This window comes from Methylobacterium oxalidis (assembly GCF_007992195.1).
Taxonomy (GTDB): domain Bacteria; phylum Pseudomonadota; class Alphaproteobacteria; order Rhizobiales; family Beijerinckiaceae; genus Methylobacterium; species Methylobacterium oxalidis.
On sequence record NZ_BJZU01000063.1, the window covers coordinates 56,432 to 69,871 of the forward strand.

At 69.6% G+C, this 13,440-nt stretch carries 15 protein-coding genes; 4 read left to right on the plus strand and 11 right to left on the minus strand.

Annotation, left to right across the window (positions count from 1 at the left end; genetic code table 11):
- Nucleotides 1-6 precede the first annotated feature (6 nt).
- Entirely contained in the window at nucleotides 7-825 is an 819-nt protein-coding gene (locus MOX02_RS15685) for a 2OG-Fe(II)-dependent halogenase WelO5 family protein (protein WP_147026730.1), read from the plus strand.
- Nucleotides 826-829: 4 nt separating this feature from the next.
- Nucleotides 830-1,621 (plus strand): class I SAM-dependent methyltransferase, encoded by a 792-nt coding sequence (locus MOX02_RS15690; protein WP_147026731.1) that lies wholly within the window; start codon nucleotides 830-832, stop codon nucleotides 1,619-1,621.
- A gap of 52 nt (nucleotides 1,622-1,673) precedes the next feature.
- Here the strand turns inward: MOX02_RS15690 and lpdA are convergent, their stop codons facing one another.
- From lpdA to eno, 8 genes are all read right to left on the minus strand, one after another.
- Nucleotides 1,674-3,113 carry a dihydrolipoyl dehydrogenase gene (gene lpdA, locus MOX02_RS15695; protein WP_147026732.1) on the minus strand — a complete coding sequence of 480 codons (1,440 nt, stop codon included), beginning with the start codon at nucleotides 3,111-3,113 and terminating at the stop codon, nucleotides 1,674-1,676.
- Nucleotides 3,114-3,315: 202 nt separating this feature from the next.
- Entirely contained in the window at nucleotides 3,316-4,755 is a 1,440-nt protein-coding gene (locus MOX02_RS15700) for a pyruvate dehydrogenase complex dihydrolipoamide acetyltransferase (RefSeq protein ID WP_147026733.1), read from the minus strand.
- Nucleotides 4,756-4,792: 37 nt separating this feature from the next.
- Nucleotides 4,793-5,068: a DUF5076 domain-containing protein gene (locus tag MOX02_RS15705; RefSeq protein ID WP_147026734.1), complete on the minus strand. Its 276-nt coding sequence runs from the start codon at nucleotides 5,066-5,068 to the stop codon at nucleotides 4,793-4,795.
- Nucleotides 5,069-5,092: 24 nt separating this feature from the next.
- Nucleotides 5,093-5,497 carry a hypothetical protein gene (locus MOX02_RS15710; RefSeq protein WP_147026735.1) on the minus strand — a complete coding sequence of 135 codons (405 nt, stop codon included), beginning with the start codon at nucleotides 5,495-5,497 and terminating at the stop codon, nucleotides 5,093-5,095.
- Between the two features lie 27 nt (nucleotides 5,498-5,524).
- Nucleotides 5,525-6,976: a pyruvate dehydrogenase complex E1 component subunit beta gene (locus MOX02_RS15715; RefSeq protein ID WP_147026736.1), complete on the minus strand. Its 1,452-nt coding sequence runs from the start codon at nucleotides 6,974-6,976 to the stop codon at nucleotides 5,525-5,527.
- A gap of 59 nt (nucleotides 6,977-7,035) precedes the next feature.
- The gene (gene pdhA, locus MOX02_RS15720) at nucleotides 7,036-8,121 is read right to left on the minus strand and encodes a pyruvate dehydrogenase (acetyl-transferring) E1 component subunit alpha (RefSeq protein WP_147026737.1); all 1,086 of its coding nucleotides are present in this window, start codon (nucleotides 8,119-8,121) and stop codon (nucleotides 7,036-7,038) included.
- 182 nt (nucleotides 8,122-8,303) lie between these two features.
- The gene (locus MOX02_RS15725) at nucleotides 8,304-8,615 is read right to left on the minus strand and encodes an FtsB family cell division protein (RefSeq protein ID WP_147026738.1); all 312 of its coding nucleotides are present in this window, start codon (nucleotides 8,613-8,615) and stop codon (nucleotides 8,304-8,306) included.
- A gap of 78 nt (nucleotides 8,616-8,693) precedes the next feature.
- Nucleotides 8,694-9,983: a phosphopyruvate hydratase gene (gene eno, locus MOX02_RS15730; protein ID WP_147026739.1), complete on the minus strand. Its 1,290-nt coding sequence runs from the start codon at nucleotides 9,981-9,983 to the stop codon at nucleotides 8,694-8,696.
- Nucleotides 9,984-10,200: 217 nt separating this feature from the next.
- On the opposite strand from eno, the gene queF reads away from it, so the two are divergent.
- Nucleotides 10,201-10,674: a preQ(1) synthase gene (queF, locus tag MOX02_RS15735; protein ID WP_147026740.1), complete on the plus strand. Its 474-nt coding sequence runs from the start codon at nucleotides 10,201-10,203 to the stop codon at nucleotides 10,672-10,674.
- 69 nt (nucleotides 10,675-10,743) lie between these two features.
- On the opposite strand, the gene MOX02_RS15740 is transcribed toward queF, so the two are convergent.
- Nucleotides 10,744-11,031, minus strand: a complete 288-nt coding sequence (locus MOX02_RS15740) for a hypothetical protein (RefSeq protein ID WP_147026741.1) — start codon at nucleotides 11,029-11,031, stop codon at nucleotides 10,744-10,746.
- Nucleotides 11,032-11,579: 548 nt separating this feature from the next.
- On the opposite strand from MOX02_RS15740, the gene MOX02_RS31830 reads away from it, so the two are divergent.
- Entirely contained in the window at nucleotides 11,580-11,957 is a 378-nt protein-coding gene (locus tag MOX02_RS31830; RefSeq protein WP_238179141.1) for a hypothetical protein, read from the plus strand.
- A gap of 105 nt (nucleotides 11,958-12,062) precedes the next feature.
- Here the strand turns inward: MOX02_RS31830 and kdsA are convergent, their stop codons facing one another.
- The gene (kdsA, locus tag MOX02_RS15750) at nucleotides 12,063-12,926 is read right to left on the minus strand and encodes a 3-deoxy-8-phosphooctulonate synthase (protein ID WP_147026742.1); all 864 of its coding nucleotides are present in this window, start codon (nucleotides 12,924-12,926) and stop codon (nucleotides 12,063-12,065) included.
- Between the two features lie 11 nt (nucleotides 12,927-12,937).
- Nucleotides 12,938-13,438: a hypothetical protein gene (locus MOX02_RS15755; RefSeq protein WP_147026743.1), complete on the minus strand. Its 501-nt coding sequence runs from the start codon at nucleotides 13,436-13,438 to the stop codon at nucleotides 12,938-12,940.
- Between the last annotated feature and the right edge of the window lie 2 nt (nucleotides 13,439-13,440).

A 13,440-nucleotide genomic window follows, 5' to 3' on the forward strand; every position in this document is an offset into this window, starting at 1 on the left:
TCCTCGATGACGTTTCTCCGAACGGTGTCCCTCGATGCGTCGGAGGCGGCCGCCCACGGCACTGCGCTCAGCCGCCTGCGCGCCGACGACGAGCAGGCCGTCGTCGTCCGGAATGTCTTCAGTGCGGAGGAATGCGCCGCCATCGTCGCGGACCTCGAAGCGAACAGGCCTGGCTTTCCGGCCACCTCGTTCCCGGCGCCGTTCCGCTCCTCGTTCTACGGGATGAACCTCAATCTCGCCGACCCGAGCCTGCGCGCGTATTTCGAGATGGAGCCATCCTTCTCGCGAAGCCTCGCGGCTCTGATGGCACCCTACGGCGGCTTCGAGGCGCGGGTCCTCCGCCTGCTCTCGGCGCTCGACGGCGGACGGCCCTACGGCGCTCCGCCGGGTCCCGGAAGCGCCGGTCCCTACATGGTCACGACCTTCCGCTCCCACCGGGAGGGCGGCTACATCCCGCCCCATTTCGACAACGAGCAGCGGATACGGCCGAGCTACGAGCACCTGGAGACGCTGATCGACGGCGACATCTTCTCCTTCGTGCTGACTCTCTCCCGGGCCGAGCAGGGCGGGATGCTCGAGGTCTTCGACGCAAAGTCCGAGGCGTGGTCCGCCCGCTTCCAGAACCGGGACCGCCCCGTGCCGAAGCCCGACGTCGCGGCCTTCGCCCGCCACGCCTTCGACGTCGAGGCGGGGACGATCGTGCTGCTGCGGTCGGGCCGCTTCCTGCACCACGTCTCTCCCGTGATCGGCACCACCCGGCGCTGGACGGCCTGCTCGTTCATGGCCGAATCCCGCGGGAGGGATCGCGTCCACTGCTGGGGCTAGGCCGGTGCCCCGGGTCCCGGCCTACTTCGACGCGTTCCTGGCCGCCGTCGCGACAGGGGCCGAGATCGACCACGTCCATCTCGGCCACTGGGACGAGCCCGACGCGCTGGGTCCCAGGCGAGCCCGCGCCACCTTCGCCGCGGCGCAGGTGCGCCTGAGCGAGCGGCTGGTGGACCTGCTCGGGATCCGCGCCGGCGACCGTGTGCTGGATGTGGGCTGCGGCTTCGGCGGTACGCTCCGCGCGCTGCGCCTGAGCCATCCGGGCGCCGACCTCGTCGGCCTCAACATCGACGCGCGTCAGCTCGCGGTCAGCCTGGGCCGCGAGCCCGCACCGACGAACGCGACCTGGATCGCCGCGGACGCCTGCCGCCTCCCCTTCGCGGCCGCGAGCTTCGACCGGCTCCTCTGCGTCGAGGCAGCCTTCCACTTCGCGAGCCGGGCCGCGTTCCTCGCGGAGGCGAGCCGGGTGCTCAGCCCCGGCGGCGTGCTGGCGATGAGCGACTTCGTTCTCGCGCGCCCCCCGCTCCCGCCCGGGGTGGTCGCGGCCTTCGAGGAGAGGCTGGAGGCGGAGTTCGGCCCCTGGCCGGACAAGTGGACCGCCCTCGACGAGATCGGGCGCGATGCGGCGCGTGCCGGCCTCGCCCTCGCCGTGCAGGACGCCACGCGTCACACGGGCCCGAGCTACCACACGATCGCGCCGGACGATCGGACCGGCCTCACCGGCGGCGCCGTCCTGCGTGAGCTCCACCGGACCGGCTGCCTGCGCTACCTCTATCTGCGCCTCGAGAAGCGATGAGCCTGGCAGGCTCCGCACCCGCCCGAGGACCCGCGGGCGACCCGCGCCGCGATCAGGTGTGGATCACCTTCCCGTAGGCGTCGAGCACGCTCTCGTGCATCATCTCCGAGAGCGTCGGGTGCGGGAAGACCGTGTGCATCAGCTCTTCCTCGGTGGTCTCCAGCGTCATCGCGACGACATAGCCCTGGATCAGCTCGGTTACTTCGGCCCCGACCATGTGAGCCCCGAGCAGCTGCCCGGTCTTGGCGTCGAACACCGTCTTGATGAGGCCGTCCGGCTCGCCGAGGGCGATGGCCTTGCCGTTGCCCGCGAAGGGGAAGCGGCCGACCTTCACGGAGAAACCCTGCTCCTTGGCCTTCGCCTCGGTCAGCCCGACGCTCGCGATCTGCGGCTGGCAGTAGGTGCAGCCCGGGATCTTGCCCTTGTCCATCGGATGGGTGTGCAGGCCCTTGATGGTCTCGATGCAGATGACGCCCTCGTGCTCGGCCTTGTGGGCGAGCATCGGCGGGCCGGCGACGTCGCCGATCGCGTAGACTCCCGGCACGTTGGTCCGCCCGAGCCCGTCGGTGACGACGACGCCCCGGTCGATCGTCACGCCGAGCTTCTCCAGCCCGATCCCCTCGATGTTGCCGACGACGCCCACCGCCGAGATCAGCTTCTCGGCCGTGATCGCCTGCGTCTTGCCGTCGGAGCCCTCGATGGTGGCGGTGACGGAATCCGCACCCTTCTCGACCTTCGTCACCTTGGCGCCGGTGAGGATCTTGATGCCCTGCTTCTCGAAGCGCTTGCGGGCGAGCCCGGCGATCTCGGCATCCTCCACCGGCAGGATCTGCGGCAGCAGCTCCACCACGGTCACCTCGGCGCCCATGGTGCGGTAGAACGAGGCGAACTCGATGCCGATCGCGCCCGAACCCATCACGAGGAGGCTCTTGGGCATCGCGTCCGGCACCATGGCCTCGTAGTAGGTCCAGATCTGCTTCTTGTCGGGCTCGATGCCGGGGATCGCCCGTGGGCGGGCCCCCGTCGCCACGATGATGTGCTTGGCCTGGTAGGTGCCCGCGCCCTTGGCGCCCTTCGGCGCCTCGGCGCGCTTCGTCTCCTTGACGGTGACCTGCCCCGGCTGGTTGCCCTTGGCCGCGGAGTCGATCGCGGCCTCGCCCCAGATCACGTCGACCTTGTTCTTCTTGAGCAGCATGCCGACGCCGCCGTTGAGCCGGCCGGACACGCCCCGTGAGCGCTTGACGATGGCGGCCGCATCGAACCCGACCTTCTCCGCCGAGAGACCGTAATCGGAGGCGTGCTGCATGTAGTGGTAGATCTCGGCCGAGCGCAGCAGCGCCTTGGTGGGGATGCAGCCCCAGTTGAGGCAGATGCCCCCCAGGTGCTCGCGGTCGACCACCGCGGTCTTGAAGCCGAGTTGCGCGGCGCGGATCGCCGTGACGTAGCCGCCGGGCCCGGCGCCGATGATGAGGACGTCGTAGGTGTCGGGCATGGGTGCTATCCTCGGCGTTCGACCCGGTGCGTCACCCCGGGGCTGCGAAGCAGAGCCCGGATGCCGGACCCGCCGACTGCAGCGTCGGGTGGATCTCGGCCCGCGGTTCTGGCTCCCGAGCCCGCCTGCGGCGCCCCGGAAGGACGGTTCTTGGTAAAGCCTGGATCACGGCTCGGGCGCTCGACGGGCTGCGGGCCCGTCCTCACACCAGCATCCCCATCGGGTTCTCGATCAGGCTCTTGAAGGCCGAGATCAGCTCGGCGCCGAGCGCCCCGTCGAGGACGCGATGGTCGCAGGAGAGGGTGCAGGTCATCATCTGCACCACCGCCGGGGCGCCGTCGCGGACCACGACGCGCTTCTCGCCCGCGCCGACCGCGAGGATCGTCGACTGGGGCGGGTTGATCACCGCCGTGAAGTGCTTGATCCCGAACATGCCGAGGTTCGACACCGAGGTGACGCCGCCCTGGTACTCCTCGGGCTTCAGCTTCTTGGCCCGGGCACGGGCGGCGAAGTCCTTCATCTCGTTCGAGATCGTCGAGAGCGTCTTCTGGTCGGCCTTGCGGATGACGGGGGTGAACAGGCCGCCGTCGATCGCGACAGCCACGCCCACCTCCGCATTGTTGAAGCGCAGGATCCGGTCCTCGGCCCAGACGGCGTTGGCGGTCGGCACGCGCATCAGGGCTAGGCCCATCGCCTTGATGACGAAGTCGTTCACCGAGAGCTTGAACAGCGGCTTGCCGTCCTTGGTCACGCCGGCGGACCCGTTCAGCTGCTCGCGCAGCTTCATCAGCGCGTCGAGCTCGCAATCGACGGTGAGATAGAAGTGCGGCGCCACCTGCATCGCCTCGGTGAGGCGCTTGGCGATGGTCTTGCGCATGCCGTCGAGAGGCACCTCCTCGTAGGCGCCCTTGTCATAGAAGCCCCGGACCTGATCGAGGCTGAGGCCGGCCGGCGCGCTCGCGGCAGCCTTCGGAGCGGGGGCGGCCCCGGCCGCCGGAGCCTCGGCGGCCGGAGCCGCGGTGGGCTTCGGAGCCGCCTTGCCCGTCCCGTTCGCCGCGGCGGCGCGCACGTCGCGCTCGATCACCCGGCCATGCGGGCCCGAGCCCTGGACCGCCGACAGGTCGATCCCTTCCTGCTTGGCGATGCGGCGGGCGAGCGGCGAAGCGAAGACGCGTCCGCCGGACGGGCCCGCCTGCGCGGCGCCGTCGGCCTTGGCACCCTGCGCGGGGACGGCACCCTCCGGTGCCTGATTCACCCGCTCGTAGCTCATGTGGCCGCCGCCGGGGGTGGTGTTCTGCGCGGCAGGCGAGGCGTCGGCCTTCGCAGGCTGCGCGGGCGCCTCCTTGGGAGCTGGTGCCGCCCCGCCGCCCGCCGGAGCCTGGACGCTGCCCGGATCCTCCCCCTCGGCGGCGATCAGCGCGATCAGGTCGTTGACGGGCACGTCCGCGGTGCCTTCGGGCACCAGGATCTTGGCCAGGACGCCCTCGTCGATGGCCTCGACCTCCATGGTGGCCTTGTCGGTCTCGATCTCGGCGAGCACGTCGCCGGACTTCACCGCGTCGCCCTCCTTCTTGAGCCACTTGGCGAGGTTGCCCTTCTCCATCGTGGGCGAGAGGGCGGGCATCAGGACGTTGATCGGCATGGGCTGTGAATCCTGATCGACCGTTCGGGGCGTTGCGTCAATTCATGGTGTCGGGAGCGAGGCTCTCGGCCTCCAGCCCGGCGCGAATGCGCTCGAAGGCTTCGTCCTCCGACATCTCGGTCTCCAGGGCGTAGGCACGGGCCGCCTGCCGGGCGAGATCGATCAGGAGGCGCCCCCAGGTCGCGGGATCGTCGAACGCGCGCCGGAGCGCCACGCTCACGGCCCCGTCCACGACCGCGGCGCGCAGCACCTCGACGCCGCCGTTCTCGACGGCATCGGGAGGGATGGAGAGTTCCTCGAAGACCTTGCTCATGCACTCAACAATCGGTTTCGGACCCTAGAACGAGGAGCATTTGAGACTGCTTGTCAGTTCGTTGCGGCATCTGAGGACGTGGGCCGTCTCGTCGGCCTTCTTCGGCAGGATGACGGCGTAATCCGGTGGAAGAGGCGTTCCGCGGCACGAGGCGTTCCAGATGCTGCGCCCTTTGACTCCGACTTCGGAGACCGCGATCGCGTTCAGGGTGCAGGCACCGGGATCTGCCTGCTTCACGGTCCTATTGAGCGCGGCGATCTGTTGCTCCTGCCGCATGCTCAGCAATTGATCCGTCGAGATGCCGGCCGGCCTGATCACGGAACGCTGGCTGCTCGCTTCCGCGTAGGTCATGGGCGGGGTGCTGCTCAGCGGCGGCATGCAGCCGCCGACGAGCAGGAGGCACAGCAGCGGCATTCCCGCGTCGCGCATTGGCTTCATCCGCATCACGACGCGCTGTCACTTGTAGCAGACGCTCTTGGCCGCCTCGACGACCTCGGCCACGGTCGGCAGCGCGAGCTTCTCGAGATTGGCCGCGTAGGGCATCGGAACGTCCTTGCCGGTGATGCGAAGCACCGGCGCGTCGAGGTAGTCGAAGGCATCGACCATCAGGCGGGCCACGATCTCTGCGCCGACGCCGGATTGCGGGAAGCCCTCCTCCACCGTGATGCAGCGGCCGGTCTTCTTGACCGATTCTACCACCGTGTCGGTGTCCATCGGGCGGATCGTGCGCAGGTCGATCACCTCGGCCTCGATGCCCTGTTCGGCAAGCGCCTGCGCCGCCTTCAGCGCGTAGGTCATGCCGATCGCGAAGGAGACGATGGTTACGTCCGAGCCCTGGCGATGGATGCGCGCCTTGCCGATCGGCAGCACGAAGTCGTCGAGCTTCGGCACCGGGAAGGACTGGCCGTAGAGGATCTCGTTCTCGAGGAAGATCACGGGGTTCGGGTCGCGGATCGCGGCCTTGAGCAGGCCCTTGGCGTCGGAGGCCGTGTAGGGCGCGATCACCTTGAGGCCGGGCACGTTCGAGTACCAGGCGGCGTAGTCGTGGCTGTGCTGGGCGGCCACGCGCGCGGCGGCCCCGTTCGGCCCGCGGAACACGATGGAGCAGCCGAGCTGGCCGCCCGACATGTAGAGGGTCTTGGCCGCCGAGTTGATGATGTGGTCGATCGCCTGCATGGCGAAGTTGAAGGTCATGAACTCGACGATCGGCTTCAGGCCCGTATAGGCGGCGCCGACGCCGATGCCCGCGAAGCCGTGCTCGGTGATCGGCGTGTCGACCACGCGGCGTGCCCCGAACTCCTGCAGCAGGCCCTGCGTGATCTTGTAGGCGCCCTGGTACTCGGCGACTTCCTCGCCCATCACGAAGACGTCCTCGTCCCGGCGCATCTCCTCGGCCATCGCGTCGCGGAGCGCCTCGCGCACCGTCATGGTCACCATCTCGGTGCCGGCCGGAAACTCCTCCATCACCGGCGCGGGCGCCTTGTTGGTGATCGTGGCGGGGGCGGCCGGGGCGCGGGGCGCATCCTCGGCGCTCTTCGCCGCGGGGGCGGGGGCCTTCGCCTGCCCCTCCGCCTGCATGTCCGGGGCGGGCGCGGGCTGCCCGCCCGTGTCGGCGCCGTTCCCCTTCGGCCTGGCTCCTCCGGCCGCAGCGGCCGAGACGTCCTCGCCCTCCTCCGCGATGATCGCGATCGGCGTGTTGACGGCGACCCCCTCCGTGCCCTCCTGGATCAGGATCTTGGCCAGGACGCCCTCGTCGATGGCCTCGACCTCCATGGTGGCCTTGTCGGTCTCGATCTCGGCGAGTACGTCGCCGGACTTCACCGCGTCGCCCTCCTTCTTGAGCCACTTGGCAAGCTTCCCCTCCTCCATGGTCGGGGAGAGCGCGGGCATGAGGATGTCGGTCGCCATGGAAGGACTCTGTCGGAGGGGCGTCTGGCGGGGCGGCCTGAAGGCTGGAGGGGGCGCCCTCAGGCGCGCGCCTCCAGCAGGATGTCGGTCCGGAGCTCGGACGGATCGGGCTCGGGATCGTGGGTGGCGAACTCGGCCGCGTCGTTGACGGTCTCGCGCACCTTGGCGTCGGTGGCCTTGATCTCGGCCTCGGGAACCCCGTGAAGCTCGAGCAGGCGCTTGCGCACCGTCTCGATCGGGTCGTACTCCTCGCGCATCTTCGAGACCTCGTCCTTCGACCGGTACTTGGCCGGGTCGGACATGGAGTGGCCGCGGTAGCGGTAGGTCTGCATCTCGAGGATGTAGGGCCCCTCGCCCGAGCGGGCGTGCTGGATCGCCCGTGTCGCCGCCTCGCGCACGGTGCGCACGTCCATCCCGTCCACCTGCTCGCCCGGGATCCCGAAGGAGAGTCCGCGCTTCGAGAAGTCCGTCTGCGCCGAGGCGCGGACCACGGACGTGCCCATGGCGTAGCGGTTGTTCTCGATCACGTAGACGACCGGCAGCTTCCAGAGCGCGGCCATGTTGAAGCTCTCGTAGACCTGGCCCTGGTTGGCCGCGCCGTCGCCCATGTAGGTGAGGCTGACCTTGCCGTTCTTGCGGTAGGCGTCGGCGAAGCCGAGGCCGGTGCCGAGGGAGACCTGCGCGCCGACGATGCCGTGGCCGCCGAAGAACTGCTTCTCGCGGGAGAACATGTGCATCGAGCCGCCCTTGCCGCGGGAATAACCGCCGCGGCGCCCGGTCAGCTCGGCCATCACGCCCTTGGGGTCCATGCCGCAGGCGAGCATATGGCCGTGATCCCGGTATCCGGTGATCACCTGATCCCCCTCCTCCGAGGCCATCTGCATGCCGACGACCACGGCCTCTTGGCCGATGTAGAGGTGGCAGAAGCCGCCGATCAGGCCCATGCCGTAGAGCTGGCCCGCCTTCTCCTCGAAGCGGCGGATCAGCAGCATCTCGTGGTAGGCGTGGAGGTCCTCGTCGCGGGAGAATTGCGGCGTGTTCGGCGCCGGCCGGTGACCCGCCTCCGGGGTGCCGCTCGCCTCAGGCTTGCCCTGGGTCCGAGCCTCATCGGGTTTCGGCTGCCCCGCTTCCTTGGCGGCATCCATCGGCGACCTCCCGTGATCTGTCTGCCAGCCACGGTGTAGTGCAGGGTCCGCTGGAAAGCGAGGGCTGCTCCTCTGACAGCCTCGCCGTCTTGTCAGATCGGGAGACCGTCAATTCGATCTGAGATTGTGTCGTTGTGAACCTGTGCGGCCGCACGTTGCGAAATGCGGGGCGGCGGCAAGAGTCAGGGGCCGATGATCACGACATCGTTGGCGTGCACACGGCCGAGCACGACGCGGGCCCGCTCCTCCAGGAGATCGCGGTCGATCTGCTCGCTGCGCAGAAGCGCGACGCGGTGCTCCCAGACGGCCCGGTCGGCCTTGGCGGCCGCGAGCTCGCGGATGAGGCCGAAGGCCTGTTCCTTGACGGCGCGCTTCGCCTCCAGGCCGCGGCTGCCGTTCTCCGCCTGGTAGACGAAGTAGCTGACGACGAGCGCCGACACGGTCCAGAGACCGAGCGGTATGAGGACGGTTCTGACGCGGCGACGGACGACCATGGGCCGACCATCGCCGCGCAAGGTTAACAAAGGCTTCAGACCTGCGGGCGCGGGCTCCGAAGAGCGCCGTCGCGACCCTCAGCGGCCCGCGAGCTGCTTGATCGCGGCGCGGCCCGCGTAGAGCCCCTGCGGCCCCAGGCCCTCCTCGATGCGGATGAGTTGGTTGTACTTGGCCAGCCGGTCCGAGCGGGCGAGCGAGCCGGTCTTGATCTGCCCGCAATTCGTCGCGACCGCCAGATCCGCGATGGTCGAGTCCTCGGTCTCGCCGGAGCGGTGCGACATCACCGCCGTGTAGCCCGCGCGCTGGGCCATATCGACGGCCGCCAGCGTCTCGGTCAGCGAGCCGATCTGGTTCACCTTCACGAGGATCGAGTTCGCCGTGCCCGAGCCGATGCCGCGGGACAGCCGCTCGACGTTCGTGACGAAGAGGTCGTCGCCCACGAGCTGGCAGCGGTCGCCGATCTTGTCGGTCAGGAGCTTCCAGCCCTCCCAGTCGTCCTCCGACATGCCGTCCTCGATCGAGACGATCGGGTACTTGGCCACGAGCTCGGCGAGGTAGTCGACCTGGGCCGCGATGTCGCGCGTCTTGCCCTCGCCCTCATAGTGGTAGGCGCCGTCCTTGAAGAACTCGGTCGCCGCGCAGTCGAGCGCCAGCACGATCTCGGTGCCAGGCTTGAAGCCGGCGGCCTGGATCGACTCCATCACGAAGTCGAGGCCGGCCTCGGCCGAGGGAAGGTTGGGGGCGAAGCCGCCCTCGTCGCCGACGTTGGTGTTGTGGCCGGCCTTCTTGAGGGCGCTCTTGAGCGTGTGGAACACCTCCGAGCCCATGCGCACGGCCTCGGCGAGCGAGGAGGCGCCCACCGGCATGATCATGAATTCCTGGAAGTCGATCGGGTTGTCGGCATGCGCACCGCCGTTGATGATGTTCATCATCGGCACCGGCAGCACACGCCCCTGCACGCCGCCGATGTAGCGGTAGAGCGGCAGGCCGGAGGCCTCCGCCGCGGCCTTGGCCACCGCGAGCGAGACGCCGAGAATGGCGTTGGCCCCGAGGCGCGCCTTGTTGGGGGTGCCGTCGAGCTCGATCATCGCCTCGTCGACGGCGACCTGATCCTCCGCGTCCATGCCGCCGATCGCGTCGAGGATCTCGGTCTGGACGGCGTTGACGGCCTTGCGCACGCCCTTGCCGGAAAAGCGCGCCTTGTCGCCGTCGCGCAGCTCGACGGCCTCGTGGGCGCCGGTGGAGGCGCCCGACGGCACCGCGGCGCGGCCGAAGGAGCCGTCCTCGAGGAGCACGTCGACCTCGACGGTGGGGTTGCCCCGGCTGTCCAGGATCTCGCGGGCGGCGATGTTGGTGATCGCGGTCATCTAGTGTCCCCTCTCGAGGCGGCGGGCTGTGTCGTCGCGCCCGGGGCGATCCGCTGCAGGCGCGCTCCAGCGCCGCAGATCAGCAAGCCCCCGGACCGAAATGCGGGAATCGGCGCTCGGGCTTATCCGTCAACCGAGGGCGGTGGGCAAGCGCCCGCTCGCGGGCCCGTACGGGCGGGGATGCGCGGATACGGCCCGGCGGGTATAGGGCGGTCCCATGACGAACGAGACCCACACGCCCGAGACCCACGCGGACCTGCAGCTCGGGCAGGCGACGCCGCAGCCGGCATCACCCGAGACGGCGCGCCTCGACCGGGTGCCGAACCCACACGCGGACACGGACTACCTCGCCCGCTTCACCGCGCCCGAATTCACCTCGCTCTGCCCGGTGACGGGCCAGCCCGACTTCGCGATCCTCGTGATCGACTACGTGCCGGACCGCTGGCTCGTGGAGTCGAAATCGCTCAAGCTCTATCTCACGAGCTTCCGAAATCACGGCGCCTTCCATGAGGATTGCACGGTGGCGATCGGCAAGCGGCTGACGACGCTGCTGGAGCCCCGGTATCTCCGCATCGGCGGTTTCTGGTACCCGCGCGGCGGCATCCCGATCGACGTGTTCTGGCAGACCGGCGAGCCGCCGAAATCCGTCTGGCTGCCCGATCCCGGCGTGCCGCCATACCGAGCCCGCTGAGGCTCGCCCATACGAGAAGGGCGGCCGGTGTGACCGGCCGCCCTCGCGGAACTCTCGGTGCTGCGGCTCTCAGTAGCCGTAGCCGTAGTATCCGTAGCCCGGCGCCCGGCCGTAATATCCGTCCCGGGAATAGGCGTCGCGCGCGGCGCCGGCCGCGATGGCGCCGGCTGCCAGACCCGCGATGCCAAGGCCGACGGCCGCGCCGGTGCCGATGCCGCGGCGGCCGTATCCGTGCCCGTAATGATGGTGGTGGCCGTAGCCGTGGCCGTAGTAGCCGCGCGGACGCGCGTCGGCGGAGGTGGCCGCCATGGTTCCGACCGAGAGAGCGACAGCCGAGATGAGTGCGAGCTTGCGCATGATATCCTTTCGTCAGCTATGACACGATTGGAGTATCAAACGTCCCCGCGGCCGAGACGTTCCCCGGAAGATCCGGCCGACACCGGTTCCTCGTCATGGATCGATCGGGCAGAACTCCGGCCTGTCCCCGGCAAGACTGCGTGAGGAGCGCCCGCATAGGCCTCCTCGATCGTCCTGACGAGCGCGGATCCCGAAGCGTCAGCGGAAATTCGTTTCCGGACGGTGGGAGCCGGGCGGAGTAAGCCGGTGATTCGAGCCTCATGTGCGGTGGTGCACTGCACGCACAACATCCGCGAGGGTCATGGAAACCCCTTGAGAACAAAGGTATAATTTTTTCAGCATAGTGTCGCAGCACAAAAGTGCCTTCGCTTTCGCCCCAATGCGAAAAATATCGATATTGCGATGCGACAATCTGGGTATTGTCCGCTTGCTGAGCCTTCCCAGATCAAGCCCATCGCAGTCGAGCGGCGACGACATCTGATTGAAAACGGCAGATTTACGCTGCTTCAGTCGTCCTAGGGCCGCTCCGTAAACGCAGAGGATTGATCATGAACACCAGCACCCGGATCACCACGGCGCTCGCCCTCGCACTCGGTCTCGCCGCCTCGCCGAGCCTCGCCCAGACCTTCGATTCCGACAGCGCGACCTACAACCGCGACGGCACGCTGAACGTCTGGGGCGCCCATATCGACCCGGTCGGCCCGCGTGGCGGCCTGATCGGCGGCGTTGGCGGCGTCGTCGGGGGTGTGACCGGAGCCGTGGGTGGCGTGGTCGGCGGCACCGTGGGCGCCGCGGGCGACATCGTGACGGGCACGCTCGCTCCGCGCCGGCTCGATGCGCCCGCCCGCTACGGAAGCGCCGACCGTCTCGACCGCCCGGTGTCGGATTACGGCCGCGGCGCCGGCCCGGCCTACACGGCTTACTGAGACCGGAACGCTTCGGTCTGACGGAAGAGCGGCGGGGTGCGAGCCCCGCCGTTTCCGCGTGCCTCGCAGGCGTCTGCGCCGGGCCTGAGGCCGCCCGGGACGCCTCTAGTTCTTGGCCACGCGGTCGAAGGCCCGAAGGGTCTCGAGGAGCGCCGGCATGTCCCTGAGCGCCACCATGTTGGGACCGTCGGACGGTGCGCGGTCGGGGTCCGGATGGGTCTCGATGAACAGCCCCGCCACGCCGACTGCGACCGCGGCGCGGGCGAGGACGGCCACGAATCTCCGCTCTCCGCCCGAGGTCGCGCCCTGCCCGCCCGGCTGCTGCACCGAGTGGGTCGCGTCGAACACCACCGGCAGGCCGGCCGTGACCTGCGCCATGACGGGCAGGCTGCGCATGTCCGAGACGAGCGTGTTGTAGCCGAAGGAGGCGCCGCGCTCCGTCACCAGCACGTTGGGATTACCGGCTCCCGTCACCTTGGCGGCGACGTGCGCCATGTCCCAGGGAGCGAGAAATTGCCCCTTCTTCACGTTGACGACGCGGCCCGTGGCGGCGGCTGCCAGCAGCAGGTCGGTCTGGCGGCACAGGAAGGCCGGGATCTGGAGGACGTCGACAACCTCCGCCGCGGCGGCGCATTGCGCCGCCTCGTGCACGTCGGTGAGCACGGGCAGCCCGAGCTGCGCCTTGACCTCGGCGAAGATCGGCAGCGCACCGCCGAGGCCGAGGCCGCGGGCCGAGCCCGCCGAGGTGCGGTTCGCCTTGTCGAACGAGCCCTTGAAGACGAGGCCGATGCCGAGCCGCTCCGTCATCTCCTTGAGCGCGGCGGCGATCTCGAGCGCGTGGGCGCGTCCCTCGAGCTGGCAGGGGCCGGCGATCAGCGCGAAAGGCCGGTCGTTGGCGAAGACGGCTCCGCCGACGCGCACGGCGACCGGCGTGGGAGAGGCGGCGGTATCGGGGTTCGGGCTCGACATGGCGGCAGGATCTAGCCCGCCGACGCGGCGGGCGAAAGGCCGGCCCGGCTGCGCAGGATCGTGGGCTCCCGCGGGCGCAGGACGCAGACGGTGAGATTGCCAGCGAGCCCGTCCCCGCGCGGCCCCGTCTCGCAGCGCAGGCTCGCCCGCCCGACGACTCCCTCCTGCGGGGCGCCCGCGAGCAGCGAATCCTGGTGCAATCGCAGTCCGAGCACCGCCGCATCCGCCCGTGAGGCACCCGCCAGCCCCTCGGCGGCGAGGCCGATCAGGGCGAAGAATCGGCGGTCCGGCTCTCGCTCGTGCGAGCCGAGGACCACTCGGGCGGGCTTGCGGCAGTCGAGGCTCATCCGGTCGGCATCGGCTGCGCGGAACACCGCGAGCGAGCCCTGGCGCCCTGCGATCGAGGCGCCGGTGGCGCGGATCATCCGCGCGGCGAGCGTGTCGCAGGCATCGGCGAGGGCCGGGGCGGCGCAGGCGAGGAGGAGCGGCAGGGCGAGGAGAGGCGCGCGCATGC